Source organism: Planococcus sp. 1R117A (assembly GCF_051417975.1).
GTDB classification, from domain to species: domain Bacteria; phylum Bacillota; class Bacilli; order Bacillales_A; family Planococcaceae; genus Planococcus; species Planococcus shenhongbingii.
Map to the genome: position 1 here is coordinate 231674 of NZ_JBPRLO010000003.1, position 21296 is coordinate 252969.

The window sequence follows — 21296 nt, forward strand, 5'->3', positions numbered from 1 at the left end:
ACCTCTTCAGGTTTACGTTTTGAATGTAAAAATTTCAAGGTTAATCCAACATTTCAAAATTTCATTTCAGAGGACCCTGCTTTTTTGGTAAAGATAAGCTTATTCATCTAAAAAACCTGTTATGTCATCCAAATTTTTTATTCTATAAGAAAAGATAAACGCTTCATTAAGCATATCTCTTTCGCGGTTGATATTAAACTTAAATCGCTCAATGAGTTTTTTTCTTTATGCACAAGATGTTCTTGATATCCCTCATCTTATTTATCATCACATCAGCAGTAATTTTATACTCATACCCCTTCCAATAACTGTTTAATATCCAAAAATTCTTCATAATGATATTAAAATTTATGACGATAGATTAGAAAGTTAGATTCCAAGTGAATGTGGTATTTATGAAAGAACCAGCTCTTGGCGAATTATTTCTAATCAAAAAACACCCTCATATAAATGAGAGTGTTTTCATTCATTTTTCATATAACATGGAAATTATAATGCCATTTGAAATAACCTTTGGTATCCTCATTCCAGTATTTACACTCTTGATTATCATATTCTTTCAACAATTGAGTGATTGAAGGAGTTACCACAATATCATTTAGTGCATCTGTTCTTTTGAACTTCCCATTCTCATCAACTACTACTAAACCTTTTTCAAACATTGTGTCACATCCGAAAAGACACAACGGAATTACTACCTTGGCATCGAGTTTTTCATCGATTGTACAATATGCCCTTTTTTTGATATGGGCGGTAATTAGATAATTGATGGGATATTCTTTACCGCAACATGCACAAATTTCGGTTTCTTTTTTGTGGAACAACAATTCCCTTAAAATACTCTGTTCCATACGCGCCTTTCTCTTTGCTACCAAATCAAGTTCTTTGTTTTCCTCCAATAACAGAAGAGACTTTAAAAGTTCATTGGCAGACTTGGTGGCAAACCGATTTTTCTTTCTTGGCTTTGAAATATCCCTTGGTTCATCTTCAACGTTCAATCCATCGACAAGCAATGCAGTTTGCATTTCCGATAAAACTCGAAAACCCATTACAGGAAAGGATTCCTCTTTCCCGTATACTAGTTTGTTAAAAACTTGAATCTCTAGGTTAAAGGGCGAAACCTCAGCCAAGAAATAGATATTCTCGAATTGTGTATCGTCATTCCAAAGGTAATGAGAAAGCTGCTTACTGTGTAATTTATACATTACAAAAGCTTGTGAGTAAAACAAACTCGACTTATAAAACCACGCTAAGTCACCGACCTGAAGTTTGTCATACTGTTTTTTGGTCGCATCATTTTTACCGTTTTTCACACCCCAAACATTACATTTTCCAGAGGGATAAACGGCTTTTAACTCATCATATTCCTGAGATTGAATAAAAGGTTTAACTTCGTCCAAATCTATCAAATTTAGAATCGTTTTCTTGTAGTTTGCCTGAGCAGTCTTGTCACTAGTAGGTTGTAGAACCACTCTGAAATCATCTGTACTCTCTAACATTTGTTGAAAATCTGAAGGTTTTTCAGCTTCCTCCATTAGTTTTTCCGCATCAACGCTATACCGTTTAGAAAGTTTCTTCAAGCGTTCCTTTGGAATCTCCTTCTTCCCACTAAGCCAGGACTGAACTGCTTGCGGTGAAACACCAAGAGAGTCAGCTACATCTTTCATTGTTTCATTGCGTTCTTTCATGAATTGATGAAGAATTAGTTCCTTCTTGATTTTTGGTTGTTTTTTTGACATAATGAAAACCTACTTTAATATATATTGAGAACACGTAATACACGCTTTTCCGAGCGATTATTGTATTACTGGCGGTGGTACACACTATCTCCCCAGATAAAGACTACCGCTGTTCTCTATAAACCTAGTTTAGCAGGTTGTTTTCGACATATCTATCGAAATTAAGAAAATTGTTCTAAAACAGTTAATTAAAACCATTTATACAACATATATTCCTTCTTTTTCAATACTTTTTTTATAATAATGTTATTTATTTGTTGTTAACAAAAGAATATTGGTTGTTTTAAAAATATCCATCATGATTCTTGCCATTAACTTACATAGGCATCTGCCTTTACTTGTTTACTCATAAAAAGATTGCTGCGCACGAAAAAAACCTCTCAAATGAGAGGTTTTTAATCTGTTATTTTAGTATTTCACGGTGCGTATATTTAACAGGATTGTGGTGGCCCCACACCTTTAAATGGTTAAAACCGTTCTTTTATCCAACTAAAAAATGATACAATGTTATGATTTCAATATGGATAGAATTTACAACTTAAAGAAAATGTCGATATGGGGGTTAAAGTAAAATGGATTTTTTTAGAAAAAAGGAACTTATAATTAATCTAATTGAAGAGATGGAGAGTATAACTTATCAAAAAAAGTCATCCAAACTTTCAGATTTTCAAGCTACAGGAGAAGTAGTTCTAACTAAAATTTTTGGTGAAAAATCAATTCATATTGAAAAGTTCAAAAAAGTTAGATTTTCCCCTTCCTTTCTAAGTAGTGGAGACAATACTCATCTATATATTAATAGTTTTCAGAGAGGACAGACTTCTGTGTTAAGTATATTGAACGGGGCTTTAAAAGAAATTGAGTTGGACGAAGAGTTTTCCTCCACTACTCCAACTTTACCCACAAATACAGAAATAACTGAACCTATAAAAAGTAAAAAGGTTTTTATTGTCCATGGTCATGATGATGGTTTAAAAAATGAAGTTGCACGATTTGTAGAAAAGTTAGGTCTTGAAGCCGTGATACTTCACGAGAAAGCTAATGCAGGAAATACAATCATTGAGAAAATAGAGAAAAACTCCGATGTGGGTTTTGCTATCATTCTATATACTCCATGTGATGAAGGTAAATCGAAATTATCTGAAAAACTTAACAGTAGAGCTAGACAAAATGTTGTTTTTGAACATGGTTTCTTTATCGCTAAACTAGGTCGTTCAAATGTTGTTGCACTACATAAAGGTGAAGACCTTGAATTACCTAACGATATTTCAGGTGTTGTCTATGTTAAATACGAAAATGGTGCATGGAAAACTCAAATAGCCGATGAAATGGAAGCTAGTGGATATGAAATAAACTATAAATTGGTTAGATAGCCTGTTATTCTAGGACTTATGCTATTCACATGCCATAAGTCCTTTTTCTACCTTCAATTTCTTTTCGAAGAACTTCCGCAGCTCGACATGACGGGGAACTGGAGATTGACCATCTTATGCCTTGGTCGAAGGAACTTCAAAAGAGTGCTATATCCAAAAGAAAAAATAAAAAATGCCTTTCCGACAAAAAATCGGAAAGGCATTTTCTTTTCTAAGAAACAACGTGTGGACTATTGGACGCTTACATAACAGATTAGCTTTTCAATTCCGTCTATTTCAATTCATCACTCATTAGCAACTCCTTCTCTCTTATATTGTCAGGCGTCTTTCCATAACAAACAAAGGCGGGTCATTTGATATTAAGTGTTTAAAACTTCAATTTTATCTAAGGATACTGTTTTCGAATTTCAAAGGTTTTTGACAGGATATATAAGTTCACGCTCTTTTATCCTGTCGAAAACCCTTGTTCTTTTTATCTGTGGGTATGCTAAGTGAGTCCTCAATACTCCACCCCACTCTCACCCTAGCTGCTAGAGTTCCTCTAGCAATACCCGTCCTTTCTGCCCACAATTTAATCGGCAAGTTCTCTCCCTTATAACTCAATATTGTTGATGTACGCCTATTATTTGATTGCACTTCTTTAGTAGTCCACCGACAATTTTCTGGTTCGTAGTTGCCTTCCCCATTGATTCTATCAATGCTTAACTCGTCATTATATCCATTGGCTAAAGACCATTCCATGAATCCCTCGAACTTTAACCATGCCTCACAAATTTTAATACCCCGTCCTCCATAATCTTTATAGTTAGTGCTTTTAGGATTCAAGCACCTAGCTTTCATACCTACCCATCGTCCGTATAATAGGGTTTTTGACATGCCATGAGTTGTTCTTTCTTCTCTCATATTTTGGCGACTGATACACCCACAACTTTTCTGTCCCTTTTCTCTCTTTAACTCTGAAGCTAGAATGAAACGGATATTTCCACAGATACACTGACATCTCCACTTCCTTGTTCCACGCTTAGACTTTTCTTCACTCAGTTCTAACGCTGTAAAATTTTTAAATTTTTGTCCTTCTAGATGGTGCTTTCTTTTTGCCATTCTCTCCATTCCTTTTTTAATATCTAAAGATAATCCAACCTTTATATACGTTATTTTCCTTTCTGATTTTAATCTCAATTTTTCATTCGTTCACTCTTGAAATTCTCGATTAAATTTACGTTCCCCATCATATGGGTTTGTGTTTTTGTGTTTCACCTAAAGTTAATCCAGAATTCCAGAATCCTTACAACTCTTTAGTGGTTCTTCAATGCTCTCTATGTACTGTCTTTTTCGAATGATATAGCCGAATCCATCGCCATCTATGTTTAGCTCGGTTTTCAATTGCTTATTTAACCGAATGCGTTCTAGGTCATAGCCGTCTATTAACTCGCCCAGACAGATTCTGAATTGCTTCTTCTTAAATTTTTGTTGTCCCTTAAAGTACAAGGCGACATTATCTAAAATTTCTTGTTCGGTCGTAAAACCATAGTCTTTAATCAATTTCAGGGCATTCAACGTAATAACTCTGGTCACCTCCTCACTTAGCGGAGTGATAGTCCTGCCTTTATCTTGAGGAAAACATCTGTCAGCTTCTTCTACCCCGAAATTCCGTAAGATACCTTCATAATTGACTGAATTTGTGGTGCAGCCTTTCTCCATCCAAATGCGGCTCATGTCATCCAGTTCCCTAAAAAAATCATAGTCTCGGAGCGGCAGTTCATATGTGGAGTTTCGGTATTTATGTCTTTTCTTCCGCTTACTTGCCTGTTGAATTTCAAATAATTGCAACGGGACTTCATGAGATTCAAGCTTCGTAACTAACTTGAAAAACGAGAACAAGTTGATTCTTGTATGTGTGGCACTGGTGCTTCTGTTGAATTTCTTCGCGATGGTTTCGATGGAATGATGAAAAAGCAACCTTGGGTCATCTCCAGCTGGAAGATGCTCCTTCACTAAATCAAGCAACACGTACAAATCCTGTAAATAGTCATATCTGGAAAACAACCTGTAAAAGTTCGGATACAATTCTTCTAAGTCTTCGGATTGCAAAAGCTCCTTGTAAAAGTCAATCTCATCCCGTAATCCTTTTTGTGTTTCATTCTCCACCAGCTCAATTCGATACAATTCCATCAGAAATTTTCTGACTTCCCCTACTGAATATCCTAACAAGGCTTGTGTAATATGGAAGATTGTACCGACAAAAGAATGGCTATCTGAGTGACACTTATACAGTTGATGTCCGTTATTTTTGTTTGAGGCGAAAATTCCTGCACTCGGATTCGATTCATCATGAAATATATCTATAAAACTCCCACTGCTTTCAATCCCTAGATAGAGGCGTAAATCCTGTTGCTTTAAATAATCCGTCATTTCAAAGTTGTTATGCACGACTTTCGGTTCTGCGTTAATTCTTCTATGTAATTCACTAAGATTTTTATGTCTAATCAATTCTATGTTTTGAGCTATGTTCTTTTTACTGCTTGATTTTGGTGCTTGGGCTGCTTTTGGTTGTTTTGGGTTTTTGACAGGATATATAAGTTTACTTTCTTTTGTCCTGCAAGAAACCCCATCATCAAAATCCGTTATTTTAATCCGATTGTTGTAATTCAATTCGATAATCTCTGTTCCACCATAGAACAATCTGGTGCAATCTTTGCACTGTTTGTCTGCTGCTGGATATGCGATAAGTAACCGATTCAATAATCCTTCTACTGCTTCTATACTGTACGTCGGTTTGTCTAAGGCAAATACTACTCGAAATTTGTGTTGCAGTTCTGTATGTGAAAAGGTTTTGTAAATGAATACGGCTTTATCTTTAAACAAATCAACCGCTTCTTCCAAAGTCATTCCACTATCAAAATCTAATGCAATTATTTGCTGAGAATACCAGTAGGGTTTTTGCCTCATCACTTCCCCTCTATTTTCTCGAAAGTACGCTGGGGTAAATGTCTTCCCTTTCACTATATTTTTCGCTAGTTCTTCTAGTGAAATATCTACAGGATATTTTATTATCCTGTTATTGATAAGACCGCTTACATTTCCTTCCGGTTTTTTAACAAACTCTTTTACGTCTAACATTAACTTCATTCTTTATCCTTCCTTATTATTTTATTTTGTATTTTTCAATAGTTCAGCAAATCCCTCAGCAAAATCTTTATACTTCTTTGCTACTGCTGTTAACGGCAAATCCAATAGTTCTTCGTCAATGTTTAGGATATACATAATCACTTTGAACCTATCTATAAGATTTTTGTCAGACATAACTTTCATTACTCTACTCAAGGTTTCTGTATCCGATAAATCTATATGCGAAGAGTTGTTAATTTCTTCTATATTTAACGATTCTTCTTTATTAAAAATTGATTCGTCTGCCATCAGGGATTCGACAGTATTTCTAATGTAATTTTGTTTTTCTTTCTCCTGGATTAAGCTTTTTAAAAATTGTATTTCCTCTTCATAGCTTTCTTTTTCATAGTAACCTACCATTCTCCCGTTCTCGTCAGTGACAGGTTCAGTTTGCTTAATAGATATACTTCTAAGATACTGTATCCGTACTTCTGCCATTTCTTCAAAAGTTAATTCCTTTTGAAAATAAGTCTTAGAACAAGAGAATAAATCTGCAAGTTGGTCTAAGCGTTTATCTGGTATCTTCTTGTTTTTATTTACCCAATCATTAATAGTTGATGTGGTAATACCGAGACTTTTTGCAACTTCTTTATAATCCATTTTAAATTCTTTGACTATGTATTCTAAGCCTTTCATTATTGACACCTCCTTTTCACACTTCATTTAAAGACCCTGTATTTGAGGTCTTTATAAACTATAACACGACTCAATTATTGAGTCAAGTTGAGTCACTACCCGTTTTTTTCTACCTCTCAATAAGCTACTTACCTATTATAAAAATTAAAAAAATCTAACCATTTGAAGGTTAGATTTGCTTTTTAATATAGTTCCTCCTTACAGTCTTTTCCCCATTAAAGGACTCGCGTTTATAGCCTTAGTTAGGAGCTGCTCATCATTCATTGATTGCAAATATCGTTGCGTTACAGAGATGTCAGAATGCCCTAGGAGGCGTGATAGACTGTACACATCCATCTTACCTTCGTTTAAACATGTAACTGCATAGAAGTGTCTAAAGGTATGCGGAGACACCCTTTTCCCTGTTATAGCCGCTCGCTTACCAGCTTCTTTAACAACACTGTCTAATGCTACATGCGAAAGTCCTGACCCTGTATAAGATAGAAAATAATTGGTAGTAACATCTTTATCTTTAAAATACTGCTTTTTCATACGCTCATACTTGATTAATATTCTCTTTAGAACTGGGCTAATGAAAACTATTCGTTCTTTGTTTCCTTTCCCATTAACTAGAATGGTTGCTTCTTTTACATTGAGAGATTCTATCCCTCTTATTTCCATTGCTCTAATACCTGTATCGGCTAACATTGCAATCATCGCTTTGTTTCTGACTTCCAAATAAGATTTATAAGAAAACGAGTCAATCATTGCATGGACTTCTTGTATGGTAAAACCCTTTAATACCTTCCTAGGGACTTTAGGTGTCTCTACTTTGCTTGCAACGTTAATCTGTAGATATTCTTCTTTTACACACCAGCTAAAAAATGCTCGTATAATCTTAAACATTGAGTCAATACTTTGCGGTTGTAACCCGCCAATCTGTTTTAACCTTACATAAGCCTTCAAGTCATATGTCGTTACACTTTCCAACTCTGTAATTGCTCTCTTTTGAATTAAAAACTCCTTCACCTGCTTCAATTCCTGCCGCTTGTTAATCATGGTCTTTGTCGTAAATCCTTTTGCTTCACAGTGATATAAATATTCCTTTAGCACATCTTCTAATTCCATAGAAAAAACCACCTCTCTGGTTAAGTTTCAACAGAAAAAGTGGTTTGTTCAGTAAAGAATGAAGGATTAAGCAGCGGTTATAAAAATCCCAAGGAAAAATTCAGTCTACAGGTTTGTTGCAGATTTTTCCTTGTCATAATAACCACTTACTATCTTTCACTCATTATTGTTTAGGCTAGAAACCCTTGATAGCACTCCAAAAGAGTGCTTTTTATTTTTTAGCCGGTTTATTAGAAGCTTTATTCATTTGAGCCATCATTTGGTTGATTTTTTTCTGAGACGGTTTTTGTCCCATTTGCATCATCATAATGCGCAGCATTTCTTCATTAATCGGTGGATTGTCTTTCAAATACTTCATCATATATTGACGAGCGATGAAAAAGCCAAGCGCAACACCTGCGATCAACGCCACGATAACGATTACGATCCAGATCCAAGTAGCCATTCATGTTACCTCCTTCGCGTTGCATAAATAAGTAGTGCACCACAATGGATTATACTATAAAATCGTGCACATGACCATAAGATCAAAATAATAAAAGCGGAAGCATCTTACAGCTTCCGCTTTTATGGCATTTTATTGTTCGTTGATTAAATTCTTGACTTTAGCCACAACATTTTCTGGTGTGAAGCCGAATTCTTTCATGATGCGCTCGCCTGGTGCGCTGGCGCCAAAGCGGTCGATTGAAAGGATATCGCCTTCATCGCCTGTGTAGCGTTCCCAGCCAAATGAAGTACCCATTTCAATTGCCAACCGTTTTTTGACTGTTTTCGGAATAACCGACTGCTTGTATTCTTTGTCTTGTTTTTCGAAACGATCCCAAGACGGCATCGATACAACAGAAACCGAAATTCCTTCGTCAGCCAATTGTTTTTGAGCTGCTACCGCAAGGCTCACTTCAGAACCGGTTGCCAATAGCAAAGCTTGCGGGTTTTCTGCAGGCGAAACCACATAAGCTCCTTTTTCAACTCCGCTTGCTGCCAAGTCATTCGTGTGCTCAAGCACAGGCAGGTCTTGGCGTGAAAGAACCAATAAAGTTGGAGCCGTTTTCGCAGTCAAGGCCAATCTCCAAGCCGCTTTTGTTTCATTTGCATCCGCAGGGCGGACAACGCTCAAATTCGGCATAGCGCGCAACGAAGCCAAATGCTCGACTGGTTCGTGAGTTGGTCCATCTTCTCCTACCGCTACACTGTCATGAGTGAAGACAAAAGTTACAGGAAGGCCCATCAATGCCGCCAAACGGATTGCAGGGCGTACATAGTCACTGAATACGAAGAATGTCCCGCCGAACACATGCAGGCCGCCGTGAAGCGCCATACCGTTTAAGGCAGTTCCCATTGCAAATTCGCGTACCCCAAACCAGATATTGCGCCCGGTTGGATTTTCAGCGTCAAAGTCGCCTCCGCCTTTGATGTTTGTTTTGTTTGATCCGGCAAGGTCTGCACTGCCTCCAAAGAATGAAGGAACAGCTTTCGCGATAGCGTTGACCATATCGCCTGAAGAAGCGCGAGTGGCTTGCTTTTTGCCAACTTCATAAGTTGGGAAGTCGGCATCGAAGTTCTCTGGAAGTTCTCCTTTGATTGCTTTTTGAAGCTGTGCAGCCAGGTCAGGATGCTGCGCTTCGTACTCAGCATACAACTCGTTCCATGCCGCTTCAGCGTTGCCGCCAAGTTCTTCAGTTGCTTGTTTGAACGTTTCGTATACTTCTTCCGGCACGTGGAAATCCTGGTCGAAGGTCCACTCGTAGTATTCTTTCACCAGCTTCATTTCAGCTTCGCCAAGTGGTGCACCGTGCGCATCCGCTTTACCGGACTTGTTTGGAGCTCCGTATCCGATGACAGTTTTCACTTCGATGATTGTCGGTTTATCAGATGACTGTTTCGCTTGCGCAATTTTCTCAGACAAATCGTCCATTTCGTTGCCGTCTTCAACACGCAAATAATTCCAGCCATAAGACTCGAAGCGTTTCTTAATGTCTTCGGAGAAGCTCATGTGAAGATCGCCATCTAATGAGATGTCATTGCTGTCATAAAGTACGACCAATTTATTTAATTTCAAATGGCCAGCCAGTGAAATCGCTTCGCCGGCAACGCCTTCCATCAAGTCACCGTCTCCGCATAAAGCGAATGTATGATGATCAACAATATTCAAGTTTTCTTTATTGTATGTAGCCGCTAAATGGCGTTCTGCCATAGCCATTCCTACTGCCATCCCAATTCCTTGGCCGAGTGGTCCTGTAGTCGCTTCAACGCCTTCTGTATGCCCGTATTCAGGGTGTCCCGGAGTTTTCGAATCCCATTGGCGGAAGTTTTTGATTTCATCCAATGTAAGTCCATATCCGCTCAAATGAAGCAAGCTGTATAAAAGCATTGAACCGTGTCCAGCTGATAATACGAAACGGTCACGGTTGAACCATTTAGGATTTTTAGGATTATGGTGCATATGTTTCGTCCATAATGTATAAGCCATAGGAGCTGCTCCCATTGGCAATCCAGGATGCCCGGAATTAGCTTTCTCGATAGCATCGATGGAAAGTGTGCGAATCGTAGTCACTGCAAGTTGATCTGCATGGTTTGACATAAAAAAACATCCTCTCTAGAACAAAATTTCATCCCTTTCTAGTGTAGTCAACAATAGAAAAGAATACAAATAAAAAAAGCATAAACGCCCGTTTTAGCCCGAAATAAGAAATGCAGGAGTGCCTACTCAGCTTTGACAGGCACAAGACGGACCAATGGAGTAGTGGTTATTGACACGCAATTGGGCTGGTTTATGTCCCGAAGAGCTGGGCGTTGGAGTCAGGACACAACGAAAAAGAGAACAAGTATTAATTTAAATACTTGTTCTCCCGGATATTCTTAATTTTTTCTGGCGTTACATCGTCGCCATTCGGATCGATCACTTTTACATTTTCAATGGTTCCGCGCATCGTTTTCCGGAATGTCTGCAAGTATTCTTGGCGCAATAAAGATTGTTCTTTCGCTTCTTCTATCGACAGTCCTGCTCTTTTGGATTTACGTGATAATTCATTAATTCGATTTAATTTATCGGGTGATAACATCAAATCCCACCTTTCTACTTACATATCGTACAAAAGAAGATGGGTTTCTGCAATATATTAGCCCTGTTTCATCTGTTCAAATTCTTTATAGCGGCGATGGACAGTCGCTTTGCTCGCCTGGTAGCCGAATCCCTGCAAAGTAACTGCAATCTCATGGAATGTCAGTCCGTTTTCTTTCAGGCTTACGATTTGGTCGATTGGCAAATCAAGGCGCTCCCGTCCTTCCGGATTGCCTTTCCCTTTCAAATTCTTTTCGGGTTTATAGCCGTTTTCAACTGCACGTTTCATGCCTCGTTTAATTTTGGCGTTATGTATTTTCCGCTGGTATTCTTCGACGATCGCTAAAATTTCCAGCACCATATCATCCATATCATTCAAGGCAATCGGTCCTTGGTCAGATAAAGTGTAGACTTCAACGCCGTATTTTTTCATGACATGCAAAAGAGCGATGCGGGCATGCCCTCGTCCAAGACGGGTTTCATCCTGGATAAAAACAGCATCTATTTTTTCGGTCTTTATGCAGTTCAACATTTCCAATAAGCCTTCACGGTCCATTTCATAGCCGCTATGCTGATCGAAAAATATTTGATCGACGATATATCCTTGTTCAAATGCAAATTTCAGCAGCTCTTCTTCTTGCCTTTCGAGCGAAGTTTCCTGTGTATCTTTCGTGGTGCTGACCCGGCAATAAATTAACGCAGTTTTTTTCATTCTGCGTCACCTGCCAGCTTGATGGTTTCATCAGGGGTGTATTTGAGTTGGTCGCTGGGAATCTTGAGTGATTGGCCCGCAACGATTTTAGCAGTAGTTAATCCGTTTTCCTTCATAATTTCATCAATCCATTGCTGATGAGGGGTGTCTCCACTGAATGCTTCCGCTAAAGTCCACAAAGTATCGCCTTCTTCAATTTGAACATGGCTCATTTGTGTTTTCTCATTGTTATGGATGATTACCGAAAAAATTGAAAATACAAGTATAAGGGTAAATAATGCTGTAAAATAAGAGTTTTTTTGAATGATTGTCATATGAACCGCCTCCTAGGAATGTGTGTTCGGAATGTATGTTCTTATATTAATGCGAACAGGTGTTTTTGTCAACAAAGAAATTCGAACCTATGTTTGCATTTCATATCCCAAGTTGGTATACTATGGGTAGAAAAACATACTGAACAACTAAAAAGAGGTGAAACTGTTGAAAAAAGTATCGAAACGCCAAGAAGATATTTTGACATTCATAAAAGATGAAGTTCGTGCTAAAGGTTATCCGCCTTCCGTTCGTGAAATCGGAGAAGCAGTTGGCCTGGCCTCCAGTTCGACTGTCCACGGCCATCTGGCCCGTTTGGAAAGCAAAGGATTGATCCGCCGAGACCCAACTAAACCAAGAGCAATTGAAATTATAAGCACAGAAGATGCGTTAATTGAAAGAAACCCCGTGTTGCATGTTCCGTTAATTGGTAAAGTTACTGCAGGGGTGCCGATTACTGCCATTGAAAATGTTGAAGAATACTTCCCGCTTCCTCAATCCTACGGTACTGAAGATGACCATATTTTCATGCTTGAAATTATGGGTGAAAGTATGATTGAAGCAGGTATTTTGAACGGAGATTACGTGGTAGTGAGACAGCAGCAGACAGCTAACAATGGAGATATTGTAGTTGCCATGACCGCTGATGACGAAGCAACAGTGAAACGCTTTTTCAAAGAAGATAATTATTTCCGCTTACAGCCTGAAAATTCCTCGATGAATCCGATCATCGTCGATCAAGTCTCTATTTTAGGCAAAGTGGTTGGCGTTTATCGCCAAATCCTTTAATTAAAACGCTGAGAAAAAATTCTCAGCGTTTTTTCTATGAATGAACCTCTTTTTCCACTTTTATTTTTCACAGGAAAACGCCAGCATAATAGGAATTCTTTTGCGCCGCTGGTACTCTTCCTCATTCCTGAAATTTTCCCGTTTCGGTTCGCCTTCACGCAGCGAGACCACATTAAAGCCTGCCTCTGTGAGAGAGCTAAAATATTGCTCGGTGGTCCGGTGATGCTTTACGACGATTTTATCAATCCACGGCTCTTTTCGTTCGCCTGTGTTAAAATAATCATCCACAATCCAATTGCCTTTTCGTTCGCCTTCTTTTTTGCTGATAAAAGAAGAAGTTGTCAGTGGGTGCTGCACGCTAAAGACAAACTTGCCATTTTCTTTTAAGGATTGATGCACTTTTATAAACAGCTCTTTTATATCAGCAACATAATGAATGGCAAAGCGGGAAGTCACGAGATCAAATTTATTCGGAGAAAACGCATAAGTTTCCATCGCTTCTTGGAGAATGCTGCTATTGGTGCCTTTCAGGTTATTTTTCGCCATTGTAGCCATCTGCGCAGAACCTTCGACACCCGTATAACTCTTTGCTCCAGCCGTATGCAGCTCTTTCCCAAAGCTGCCATCTCCGCATCCCAAGTCCAGTATGTTTTTCCCTTCTAGCTCTCCCAGCAGTTCCATGATCATCGGTTTTTCAATCGCATTATTCGGGCTTTCTTCCCGGCTTCTCCTTTGTAGATACTGATTTAAAAAATCTTTCTGATCATACGCACTAGCGCCTTTGAATTCCACTTTTCTTCATCCCCTTGTCTGAAAGCTCCCTTATTTTTAGGTATAAAAAAAGCATTCGCTGCGAGAGCGATGCTTGTTTTATCAAGATGCGTTGACTACGATATATTTGACAAGATTAATGGTGATGCGATAGATTTTCCCGCTTGCTTCATCTATTACATCGTAAGTTCCGTTTGAAGGAATTTTACCTAAAGCAGCTTCTTTATCTGTTGCCTGTACAGATAGGACAATTGTATTCCCCTGGTCAAAATAGAATTCTACTTGAAATGTTTTCATTCACTGACCTCCTCTGTATACTTTCTCCAGTTTACCATAGATAGCGTTTATTGTTTTCCGTAGATCTCTTTATAGGCGATGACTTTCAATGCCAGCATCTCTTCTTCCGTCAGGTTCTGTTCCAGTTTTTGAATGGCTTCCTGATGAGACATGGTTCCATTTTCGACACCACTCTTAATATTGTTCAATTCCGTCAGCCCAACTTTTTGGATCAATACCCGTGTTGCCTGTCCGGTTGAGTTGAATGGCAAGGAACTTTCGTCAGCCACCTTTGCTTCTTCGATGTAACCTGACAATTCAGGATCATCTTCCACATACGACTGTATATTTTCCATTTGCCCGCTGGTGTCCAGTTTTTCTGTTGCTTCGTCTACAATTTTTTCTGAAGCCATATTAGTGCCGAAATAATACACACCAATCGCTCCAAGGAATAATACGATAAGCAGTACAATTAAAACCTTAAGTATCTTCATCCAGGGTTCCTCCAATTTCGTTCTCGTCATTAAGACGTCCGCCATCCAAGAAAGTTACTTTTTTAGGCAAGACAATACCCCGAACCCGAATTCTTTTCTTGAAAAGGATCCGGCTTCAGGGTGTTGTTAAAACTTAATTATTTTTGTTCTCCAGTTTCCGCTGTTCTGCTATCCACCAATCAATATGGCTTAAATCAAAAAAAATCGTATCGCCATAAGACTGGTTATGCGGAATCTTCCGTTGGGCCATGTATTCTTGCACCCGCTCTTCAGTCATCGGATAATCCGCTGCTTCGAGGTACCTCAGTAAACTCTTTACTCCTTGTACCTTTTTCATTTAATCACCCCCACAAAATTCTCTTGGCAGCGTTTGCCATAGAAAATTCAGTACGAATTATTAAATAGAGGTAAAGGCTATCTAGTTTATATATACCCTTATTTCAGGAAAATAATCTTTTCCCGTTCAAGAGCTTTTCCCAATCAACATAAAATTCTTTGGCATCTTTCTTAACCGCCTCTTCTAGAAGTGGTGACCGGCTCTGTATAATCTTTAACTTTCACCAATTTAACGTCTGCTTTATTAAAAATATTCAGTTCTCCAAAAACGTCCTCATACTGGACGATGCTTTCAGAAAGAGCCATGGTGGCCACACCTTCTCTTGACTCCGCTTCTACCGTTCTTTCTACAGTAAGGCCTTTTTCCAAAAAGTACTGGATGACGAATTTCTTCACACTCTCACCTCCTCCTTTAAAATTTCTTCAGCAACTATGCATAATCCTTTAAAATTTTATGTAAAGACAGTATTTACAGGAATTCAGTTAAAAAGTCATTGCTTTCTTTTTCCTATGAAAAGACCGCCAGCAGGTGAATGCGGGCGGCCTTTGACCGGAATTCTTCGTTAGTTCCCCAGCTGTTTGATTTGCTCTACAATGCTGGTGATTTCCTGAAGCGATTTAAATGCTTCCGTATTCTTCAGCACCTCTGAATCCAGTTTTCCATTTTCAATATTCTCTAAGTATAAATCGATCCCTTCAATCGCCCGATTGTTCTGATTGACCACTTGCTGATGGAGATCCGCACCAATTTTAGGTGCCTCGAGTTTATTGAACTCCTCAATTTTCGCTTTCATTTCCTCCAGCCGTGTTTCGAGTTCTTGGGCCGCCTGTTCGTCGTTGACTGCCTGTTTTGCCAAATCAGGCACTTCTTTCGCAAAAGCACTCGCCTCATTGGCATATTCCGATGCTTCAGTTGCGTAATTCAGTGTATTGCTGACGCCTTCAAGAGCAGAACAGCCGCTAAGCAACATACCGCTTACCATCAGTAGTAATACCATATATGTTTTCTTCATCGATTGTCCTCCATGTAATGCTTTATTGGTGGTATCAGTATAGCACGGACGAAAACAACTTCCTAAAAATTGGTCCACTTGCTTTGTGCTGTTCAAGGCAATCGAAAAACCGCCGGAGCCCTGAGGTTCCGGCGGGATTTATCATTTAGTCTACTGGCATTATCTTGACAATTTCATCAATTGGCAATCGCTTCATTCCAAAAGGTTCGTCGAAGACGATTGTTCTCGTCTGAGGATCCATTTCCACTATTCTCCCGACATGGTAATGAAGGTCATGGTTTTTCCACAATTGCATCCGAACTTGGCATTTGCGTATTAGCGCACTCGTCAATTCCTCCTGGATTAAATGTTTTGCCTTTTCATCTAATTCCGGTCTCTTTTCCTGTTTATCTTCTGCGTACCATTCGCTTAAGAATTTCATATGCTCGGACATCTTTAATCCCTGCCATTTGATATTTCTTTTGCCTATTGGATTGCCTGCTTGCTTCAGCTCTCTATTTAGTAGTACCATAACCTTCACCCTCCTGTCATATCTCTTTGTTGAATTACATTATACAGAACATTAGTTCTTATTACAAGAAAAATATAAATCTTCGGCCTATTCCCGGGATGAGGGCTTTCAATTACATGTTTTCAGCTTGTTGATCAAACCACTTTCATTCTTTTGATAGTCTCTGGTTTCTTTCGGTAATGCCGAACTTATTTGAAAGAGCCATTTGGGTTCCTCTTCGACTCATTCTTTCCATGCCGGCACGAAGTATGTCAGTGAACGTTTGAGCCATGCACATTATCAGATCACCGCCGACATTTATAACCACTTTTTTAAGAAAACGAAAGAACAATCCATGTAAAAATTTGATGAATACATGGAGCGTTTTTAAATTTCCTTGGTCAATAATTGGTGGTATCTCTGAACTTGCCCAATTTGCCGTCTTTCAATACAACACAAAAAACCGCTGGAGCCTTAAGGTTCCAGCGGTTTTGCCTTTTATTAATACATCTTCAGATATTGTTCGCGTTCCCATGGGTGTACAGCAATGCGGAACATATCCCATTCAATTTCTTTCGCTTCTACAAAGTTGTTAAGGATGTGTTCACCAAGTGCTTTGGTCATCACTTCGTCTTTTTGAAGCTCTTGTAGAGCTGAATATAATGTTGGCGGTAGATCCTCGATGCCCACCGCTTCGCGTTCTTTTCTGTTCATTGCGTAAATATTGCGGTCTACCGCTTTTGGCGGCGTCATTTTTTTCTTGATGCCGTCAAGGCCTGCACCAAGCAATACTGCCATTGCCAAGTAAGGATTCGCCGAAGGATCGACTGAACGCACTTCAACACGGGTAGACAATCCACGTGAAGCCGGAATACGCACTAAAGGACTGCGATTTTGGCCTGACCAAGCGATGTAGCAAGGTGCTTCGTAACCAGGCACCAATCGTTTGTATGAGTTTACTGTCGGGTTAGTGACAGCAGTGAAACCTTTTGCATGTTCAAGAATTCCAGCCATGAATTGATAAGCCGTTTCGCTCAATTTCATGTCGCCGTCTTCATCAAGGAATGCATTTTCATTGCCTTTGAAAAGGGACACGTTCATGTGCATACCTGAACCACTGACACCGAATAACGGTTTCGGCATGAATGTCGCATGAAGGCCGTGTTTACGTGCAATGGTCTTAACAACCAATTTGAATGTTTGGATATCATCGCAAGCTTTAATCGCATCTGCATATTTAAAGTCGATTTCATGCTGTCCTGGAGCCACTTCGTGGTGGGAAGCTTCGATTTCAAAGCCCATTTCTTCCAATTCCAATACGATGTCGCGGCGGCAGTTTTCCCCAAGGTCCATTGGAGCCAAGTCAAAATATCCGCCGTTGTCGTTTAGTTCAAGCGATGGTTCGCCGCGCTCATCCAATTTGAACAAGAAGAATTCCGGTTCTGGCCCAAGGTTGAAATGCGTGAATCCTAACTCTTCCATTTCTTTAAGGACACGTTTTAAGTTATTGCGTGGGTCTCCTTCAAACGGAGTGCCATCCGCACGGTAAATATCACAGATCAAGCGGGCGACTTTTCCTTTCCCGGTGATCCATGGGAATACGACCCAAGTATCCAAATCCGGGAATAAGTACATATCCGATTCTTCGATGCGCACAAAGCCATCAATGGAAGAACCGTCAAACATCATTTTATTGTCAAGTGCTTTGTCCAATTGAGATGTCGGAATTTCAACGTTTTTAATGATTCCCAGGATATCGGTGAATTGCAGACGGATAAAGTTTACTTCTTCTTCTTTCACTAATCGTTTAATGTCTTCTTTAGTAATTTTCCCCATGTTCTCTTCACTCTCCTATGAATTGTTTATGTAACCCGTTTCAATGAAAGAAACGGGATAAATCCGCTTGGCGATTTCCGCCTCTGTCATACGCTTTTAAGCTCATGAATTCTTCGCGCATAATCCGACGCAATTCAGCGTCACTGATGGTTTGCGGTTTGACCTGCTCAGCTTGCGGCTGCACTTTCATCGCAAAGATTTTCTTAATGCCTGCCATATTGAGTCCTTGGTCTAAATAGTCTTTGATCTCCAGTAAGGTGTCCACGTCATTCAATGAGAACATCCGCTTGTTGCCTTCTGTACGGGCAGGGCTGATTAACTCATGCTCTTCATAGTAACGGATTTGGCGCGCTGTTAGTTCCGTCAGCTGCATAACAATGCTGATTGGAAGCAGCGGCATCGTCCGGCGAACCCGATTCGTCATTTTTTTCACCCTTTTCACTTATTACTACTCTTTCAGTTTAACTCATGTCAGATTATTTGTCAACAATACGTTAGGTTTCCTGACACGAAAAATTCCCGCATCCTAAGATGCGAGAATCGATTTAAAGTAAATTCATTTTTTTTAAAGCTTCTACTGAGTTCAAGACCGCGATTTTCACATGTTCATAGGTTAATCCGCCTTGGACAAAAGCCGTATAGGGTGGACGGATCGGGCCATCCGCTGTCAATTCAATACTTGATCCTTGGACAAATGTTCCAGCAGCCATAATGACATCATCTTCATATCCTGGCATATAAGCAGGTTCCGGTTTGAATTGCGCATTGACTGGAGAACTCGCTTGAATAGTCTGACAGAACGCAATCATTTGTTCAGCGGTTTTAAAGGACACAGACTGGATTAAATCGGTCCGTTTATCTGCATAATGAGGCGTCGTTTCCATTCCGGCCGATTCAAGCAAGGCCGAAGTAAAAATTGCCCCTTTCAATGCTTGAGATACAATATGGGGGGCCATAAAAAATCCTTGGTACATATCCGGCAGCGCATTCAACGATGCCCCCGCCTCACCTCCTATACCCGGAGAAGTCATGCGGTAACCGCATTTTTCCACTAAATCTTTTTTCCCTGCGATATACCCGCCGATTTTCGCCATGCCGCCGCCAGGATTTTTAATCAGCGAGCCGGCAATCAAATCGGCTCCAGCTTCAATCGGTTCACGTTCTTCCACAAATTCCCCGTAGCAATTATCAACAAAAATAACGGCATCGGGCTTTAACGTGCGAATCCGTCTAACCATTTCTTCAATTTCATCTACGGTGAATGATGGCCGTGTATCGTACCCGCGGGACCGCTGGATTGCAATGATTTTCGTTTTTGCATGAACCGTCTCCTCAATAGCCTGCCAATCGATTTGATGAGCCGCTGTTAAAGGCACATGCCGGTAGCTGATGCCGAAGTCTTTCAGTGATCCGGTATCTTTTTCTCCACCGGATACAATAGAATCCAACGTGTCATATGGCTTTCCGGTAATATACAATAATTCATCCCCTGGCCGCAAAACACCAAATAAGGAAATCGTGATGGCGTGTGTTCCGGAAATGATCTGCGGCCGAACAAGAGCCGCTTCCGCTTTAAAAACTTCTGCATACACCCGCTCCAGTGTATCTCGCCCTTCATCGTCATAGCCATAGCCCGTCGACGGATTGAAATGGTGGTCACTGACTTTTTGGCTGTGAAATGCATCCAGAACTTTCTGCTGGTTGAAAAACGCGATGTCATCGGCATTTCGCAATTCATTTTGTATAATGTCTTCAATTTGTCTAATCATAGTTTGCATGGTATTCTCCATTCTAATTTACTCACTTACTTATTATGCAATTAAACTTGAAATTGCGTCAAATTCTGCTAAAATTCATACAGTTAAAGAAATTAGGAGGGTGCTGAAAATGGCGTGGGAGGTTTTAAGTTCTATTGGAACCATCGCTTTTGCGGTATCTGGCGCAATTATAGCAATGGAAGAAGAATATGATATTTTTGGAGTTTATCTGCTCGGGGTTGTTACAGCTTTCGGAGGAGGAGCAATCCGTAATTTATTGATTGGGGTGCCGGTATCGGCTTTATGGGAACAGGAGTTGTTTTTTCAACTGGCACTCGCTTCAATCACACTTGCATTTTTATTTCCCAATAGGTTATTAGGTCCATGGAATCGATGGGGCCATTTTTTCGATGCAATCGGATTGTCTGCCTTTGCCATTCAAGGCGCGCTTTATGCTGTGGATTTAGCAATGCCAGTGTATGCAGTAGTAGTAGCGGCTGTATTGACCGGTTCCGGAGGAGGTATGGTCCGCGACCTTCTTGCCGGCCGGAAACCGCTCGTCTTAAGGTCTGAAATATATGCAATTTGGGCAGCGATTGCAGGCATTCTCATCAGTTTCGATCTGGTTCGCTCAGACCTCCTCTTGTATCTACTCTTCATTTGCATTACCGTATTGCGCATTCTCTCCTATTTATACAAATGGAGATTGCCGACGCGCCATATTCATTCAGCTTCATAATTAAAAAAAGGCCGGTCAACTTTCAAAGTTGACCGGCCTTTTCAATTAGGCGATGGTTTCGCCGTTCCAATTCATCATGCCGCCTTCAACATTTACCGTTGCCATGCCGTTCGCTTCCAAAAAGTCGCAAGCCATCGCACTGCGCCCTCCTGCTTTACAAATCACATGGACGGGTTCTGCGCTTTCCAATTCTGCGATGCGCTCCGGCAATTGGCCAAGTGGAATATGTTTGGCGCCCGGCACCATGCCATATGCCACTTCTTCATATTCACGGACATCGATCAACTGAATCTCTTGTCCGGTTTCTACTATTTCAAGCAAATCGTCGGTTGTAATGGACTTCATGGTTAGTTGCCTCCTGCTTTAAATGGCTTTCAATTGAAAATGTTATACGGCAAAAGACGTGATGTCAAATAAAAAAACCAACAGGAGTAAGCTCCTGCTGGCAATGCAATTATTCCTGGTGTTCAATCGGTACCGACTTGGCAGGCGAAAAAGTGGAAATTGCATGCTTGTAGATCAATTGCTGTTTGCCGTCTGTTTCAACCAGCACCGTAAAGTTATCATAAGATTTAATGGTCCCTTTCAATTGGAATCCATTCAGTAAAAAGACCGTAACAAAAATATTATTTTTACGCAGCTGATTCAAATAAACGTCTTGAATATTTACTGGCTTCATGAATATCCCCC

At 39.9% G+C, this 21296-nt stretch carries 25 protein-coding genes; 3 read left to right on the forward strand and 22 right to left on the reverse strand.

Features of this window, described 5'->3' with window-relative positions; all coding sequences use genetic code 11:
* Positions 1 to 473: 473 nt before the first annotated feature.
* Complete coding sequence (locus ACSFXN_RS10945) at positions 474 to 1739, reverse strand: helix-turn-helix domain-containing protein (protein ID WP_437150151.1); 1266 nt, start codon at positions 1737 to 1739, stop codon at positions 474 to 476.
* Between the two features lie 572 nt (positions 1740 to 2311).
* Here ACSFXN_RS10945 and ACSFXN_RS10950 point away from each other — a divergent pair.
* A complete protein-coding gene (locus tag ACSFXN_RS10950) occupies positions 2312 to 3109 on the forward strand; it encodes a TIR domain-containing protein (protein WP_437150152.1) in 798 nt (265 codons plus the stop codon).
* A 435-nt stretch (positions 3110 to 3544) separates the two neighbouring features.
* Here ACSFXN_RS10950 and ACSFXN_RS10955 read toward each other — a convergent pair whose 3' ends face one another.
* From ACSFXN_RS10955 to yneA, 9 genes are all read right to left on the reverse strand, one after another.
* Positions 3545 to 4210 (reverse strand): hypothetical protein, encoded by a 666-nt coding sequence (locus tag ACSFXN_RS10955; RefSeq protein ID WP_437150153.1) that lies wholly within the window; start codon positions 4208 to 4210, stop codon positions 3545 to 3547.
* Between the two features lie 162 nt (positions 4211 to 4372).
* Complete coding sequence (locus tag ACSFXN_RS10960; RefSeq protein ID WP_437150154.1) at positions 4373 to 6238, reverse strand: hypothetical protein; 1866 nt, start codon at positions 6236 to 6238, stop codon at positions 4373 to 4375.
* Between the two features lie 21 nt (positions 6239 to 6259).
* Positions 6260 to 6913, reverse strand: a complete 654-nt coding sequence (locus ACSFXN_RS10965; RefSeq protein ID WP_437150155.1) for a helix-turn-helix domain-containing protein — start codon at positions 6911 to 6913, stop codon at positions 6260 to 6262.
* A 198-nt stretch (positions 6914 to 7111) separates the two neighbouring features.
* Positions 7112 to 8020: a tyrosine-type recombinase/integrase gene (locus ACSFXN_RS10970; protein ID WP_437150156.1), complete on the reverse strand. Its 909-nt coding sequence runs from the start codon at positions 8018 to 8020 to the stop codon at positions 7112 to 7114.
* 211 nt (positions 8021 to 8231) lie between these two features.
* Positions 8232 to 8465 carry a YneF family protein gene (locus tag ACSFXN_RS10975; protein ID WP_300989539.1) on the reverse strand — a complete coding sequence of 78 codons (234 nt, stop codon included), beginning with the start codon at positions 8463 to 8465 and terminating at the stop codon, positions 8232 to 8234.
* Positions 8466 to 8597: 132 nt separating this feature from the next.
* Complete coding sequence (gene tkt / locus ACSFXN_RS10980) at positions 8598 to 10601, reverse strand: transketolase (RefSeq protein WP_437150157.1); 2004 nt, start codon at positions 10599 to 10601, stop codon at positions 8598 to 8600.
* 247 nt (positions 10602 to 10848) lie between these two features.
* Positions 10849 to 11082 carry a DUF896 domain-containing protein gene (locus tag ACSFXN_RS10985; RefSeq protein ID WP_300989541.1) on the reverse strand — a complete coding sequence of 78 codons (234 nt, stop codon included), beginning with the start codon at positions 11080 to 11082 and terminating at the stop codon, positions 10849 to 10851.
* 57 nt (positions 11083 to 11139) lie between these two features.
* Entirely contained in the window at positions 11140 to 11793 is a 654-nt protein-coding gene (locus tag ACSFXN_RS10990; RefSeq protein WP_437150159.1) for a YneB family resolvase-like protein, read from the reverse strand.
* The gene (gene yneA, locus ACSFXN_RS10995) at positions 11790 to 12107 is read right to left on the reverse strand and encodes a cell division suppressor protein YneA (RefSeq protein ID WP_437150160.1); all 318 of its coding nucleotides are present in this window, start codon (positions 12105 to 12107) and stop codon (positions 11790 to 11792) included. The genes ACSFXN_RS10990 and yneA overlap by 4 nt, the downstream gene beginning before the upstream one ends.
* Before the next feature lie 166 nt (positions 12108 to 12273).
* On the opposite strand from yneA, the gene lexA reads away from it, so the two are divergent.
* Entirely contained in the window at positions 12274 to 12894 is a 621-nt protein-coding gene (gene lexA, locus ACSFXN_RS11000; RefSeq protein WP_437150161.1) for a transcriptional repressor LexA, read from the forward strand.
* A gap of 60 nt (positions 12895 to 12954) precedes the next feature.
* On the opposite strand, the gene ACSFXN_RS11005 is transcribed toward lexA, so the two are convergent.
* From ACSFXN_RS11005 to ACSFXN_RS11050, 10 genes are all read right to left on the reverse strand, one after another.
* Positions 12955 to 13686: a class I SAM-dependent DNA methyltransferase gene (locus tag ACSFXN_RS11005; protein ID WP_437150162.1), complete on the reverse strand. Its 732-nt coding sequence runs from the start codon at positions 13684 to 13686 to the stop codon at positions 12955 to 12957.
* A gap of 81 nt (positions 13687 to 13767) precedes the next feature.
* Complete coding sequence (locus tag ACSFXN_RS11010) at positions 13768 to 13962, reverse strand: hypothetical protein (protein WP_300989546.1); 195 nt, start codon at positions 13960 to 13962, stop codon at positions 13768 to 13770.
* A gap of 47 nt (positions 13963 to 14009) precedes the next feature.
* On the reverse strand, positions 14010 to 14435 hold the full coding sequence (locus ACSFXN_RS11015) for a hypothetical protein (RefSeq protein WP_437150163.1): 426 nt from the start codon (positions 14433 to 14435) through the stop codon (positions 14010 to 14012).
* Positions 14436 to 14568: 133 nt separating this feature from the next.
* Positions 14569 to 14772 carry a hypothetical protein gene (locus tag ACSFXN_RS11020; protein WP_300989548.1) on the reverse strand — a complete coding sequence of 68 codons (204 nt, stop codon included), beginning with the start codon at positions 14770 to 14772 and terminating at the stop codon, positions 14569 to 14571.
* 170 nt (positions 14773 to 14942) lie between these two features.
* Positions 14943 to 15167, reverse strand: a complete 225-nt coding sequence (locus tag ACSFXN_RS11025) for a hypothetical protein (protein WP_437150164.1) — start codon at positions 15165 to 15167, stop codon at positions 14943 to 14945.
* 167 nt (positions 15168 to 15334) lie between these two features.
* A complete protein-coding gene (locus tag ACSFXN_RS11030; protein WP_437150165.1) occupies positions 15335 to 15784 on the reverse strand; it encodes a DUF6376 family protein in 450 nt (149 codons plus the stop codon).
* Positions 15785 to 15929: 145 nt separating this feature from the next.
* Entirely contained in the window at positions 15930 to 16295 is a 366-nt protein-coding gene (locus ACSFXN_RS11035; RefSeq protein WP_437150166.1) for a YolD-like family protein, read from the reverse strand.
* A gap of 480 nt (positions 16296 to 16775) precedes the next feature.
* Positions 16776 to 18110, reverse strand: coding sequence for a type I glutamate--ammonia ligase (glnA, locus tag ACSFXN_RS11040; protein ID WP_437150167.1), 1335 nt, complete (start codon positions 18108 to 18110; stop codon positions 16776 to 16778).
* A gap of 40 nt (positions 18111 to 18150) precedes the next feature.
* Positions 18151 to 18534, reverse strand: coding sequence for a MerR family transcriptional regulator (locus tag ACSFXN_RS11045; RefSeq protein ID WP_437150168.1), 384 nt, complete (start codon positions 18532 to 18534; stop codon positions 18151 to 18153).
* Positions 18535 to 18655: 121 nt separating this feature from the next.
* The gene (locus ACSFXN_RS11050) at positions 18656 to 19888 is read right to left on the reverse strand and encodes an aminotransferase class I/II-fold pyridoxal phosphate-dependent enzyme (RefSeq protein ID WP_437150170.1); all 1233 of its coding nucleotides are present in this window, start codon (positions 19886 to 19888) and stop codon (positions 18656 to 18658) included.
* Between the two features lie 109 nt (positions 19889 to 19997).
* On the opposite strand from ACSFXN_RS11050, the gene ACSFXN_RS11055 reads away from it, so the two are divergent.
* Complete coding sequence (locus tag ACSFXN_RS11055) at positions 19998 to 20606, forward strand: trimeric intracellular cation channel family protein (RefSeq protein WP_437150171.1); 609 nt, start codon at positions 19998 to 20000, stop codon at positions 20604 to 20606.
* Between the two features lie 45 nt (positions 20607 to 20651).
* On the opposite strand, the gene ACSFXN_RS11060 is transcribed toward ACSFXN_RS11055, so the two are convergent.
* Positions 20652 to 20951 carry a rhodanese-like domain-containing protein gene (locus ACSFXN_RS11060; protein ID WP_300989556.1) on the reverse strand — a complete coding sequence of 100 codons (300 nt, stop codon included), beginning with the start codon at positions 20949 to 20951 and terminating at the stop codon, positions 20652 to 20654.
* A 109-nt stretch (positions 20952 to 21060) separates the two neighbouring features.
* Positions 21061 to 21285 (reverse strand): RNA chaperone Hfq, encoded by a 225-nt coding sequence (gene hfq, locus ACSFXN_RS11065; protein ID WP_300981176.1) that lies wholly within the window; start codon positions 21283 to 21285, stop codon positions 21061 to 21063.
* Between the last annotated feature and the right edge of the window lie 11 nt (positions 21286 to 21296).

Bases quoted from the DNA above. Each gene is read 5' to 3' on its own strand.
- ACSFXN_RS11060 (WP_300989556.1), bottom strand. From the start codon at position 20,951: ATGAAGTCCATTACAACCGACGATTTGCTTGAAATAGTAGAAACCGGA.
- ACSFXN_RS11015 (WP_437150163.1), bottom strand. From the start codon at position 14,435: ATGAAGATACTTAAGGTTTTAATTGTACTGCTTATCGTATTATTCCTT.
- ACSFXN_RS11050 (WP_437150170.1), bottom strand. From the start codon at position 19,888: ATGCAAACTATGATTAGACAAATTGAAGACATTATACAAAATGAATTG.
- ACSFXN_RS11020 (WP_300989548.1), bottom strand. From the start codon at position 14,772: ATGAAAAAGGTACAAGGAGTAAAGAGTTTACTGAGGTACCTCGAAGCA.
- ACSFXN_RS11045 (WP_437150168.1), bottom strand. From the start codon at position 18,534: ATGACGAATCGGGTTCGCCGGACGATGCCGCTGCTTCCAATCAGCATT.
- ACSFXN_RS10970 (WP_437150156.1), bottom strand. From the start codon at position 8,020: ATGGAATTAGAAGATGTGCTAAAGGAATATTTATATCACTGTGAAGCA.
- ACSFXN_RS11035 (WP_437150166.1), bottom strand. From the start codon at position 16,295: ATGGTACTACTAAATAGAGAGCTGAAGCAAGCAGGCAATCCAATAGGC.
- glnA (WP_437150167.1), bottom strand. From the start codon at position 18,110: ATGGGGAAAATTACTAAAGAAGACATTAAACGATTAGTGAAAGAAGAA.
- yneA (WP_437150160.1), bottom strand. From the start codon at position 12,107: ATGACAATCATTCAAAAAAACTCTTATTTTACAGCATTATTTACCCTT.
- ACSFXN_RS10975 (WP_300989539.1), bottom strand. From the start codon at position 8,465: ATGGCTACTTGGATCTGGATCGTAATCGTTATCGTGGCGTTGATCGCA.
- hfq (WP_300981176.1), bottom strand. From the start codon at position 21,285: ATGAAGCCAGTAAATATTCAAGACGTTTATTTGAATCAGCTGCGTAAA.
- ACSFXN_RS11030 (WP_437150165.1), bottom strand. From the start codon at position 15,784: ATGAAGAAAACATATATGGTATTACTACTGATGGTAAGCGGTATGTTG.
- ACSFXN_RS10955 (WP_437150153.1), bottom strand. From the start codon at position 4,210: ATGGCAAAAAGAAAGCACCATCTAGAAGGACAAAAATTTAAAAATTTT.
- ACSFXN_RS10950 (WP_437150152.1), top strand. From the start codon at position 2,312: ATGGATTTTTTTAGAAAAAAGGAACTTATAATTAATCTAATTGAAGAG.
- ACSFXN_RS10960 (WP_437150154.1), bottom strand. From the start codon at position 6,238: ATGAAGTTAATGTTAGACGTAAAAGAGTTTGTTAAAAAACCGGAAGGA.
- ACSFXN_RS11055 (WP_437150171.1), top strand. From the start codon at position 19,998: ATGGCGTGGGAGGTTTTAAGTTCTATTGGAACCATCGCTTTTGCGGTA.
- ACSFXN_RS10985 (WP_300989541.1), bottom strand. From the start codon at position 11,082: ATGTTATCACCCGATAAATTAAATCGAATTAATGAATTATCACGTAAA.
- ACSFXN_RS11010 (WP_300989546.1), bottom strand. From the start codon at position 13,962: ATGAAAACATTTCAAGTAGAATTCTATTTTGACCAGGGGAATACAATT.
- tkt (WP_437150157.1), bottom strand. From the start codon at position 10,601: ATGTCAAACCATGCAGATCAACTTGCAGTGACTACGATTCGCACACTT.
- ACSFXN_RS10945 (WP_437150151.1), bottom strand. From the start codon at position 1,739: ATGTCAAAAAAACAACCAAAAATCAAGAAGGAACTAATTCTTCATCAA.
- ACSFXN_RS10965 (WP_437150155.1), bottom strand. From the start codon at position 6,913: ATGAAAGGCTTAGAATACATAGTCAAAGAATTTAAAATGGATTATAAA.
- ACSFXN_RS10990 (WP_437150159.1), bottom strand. From the start codon at position 11,793: ATGAAAAAAACTGCGTTAATTTATTGCCGGGTCAGCACCACGAAAGAT.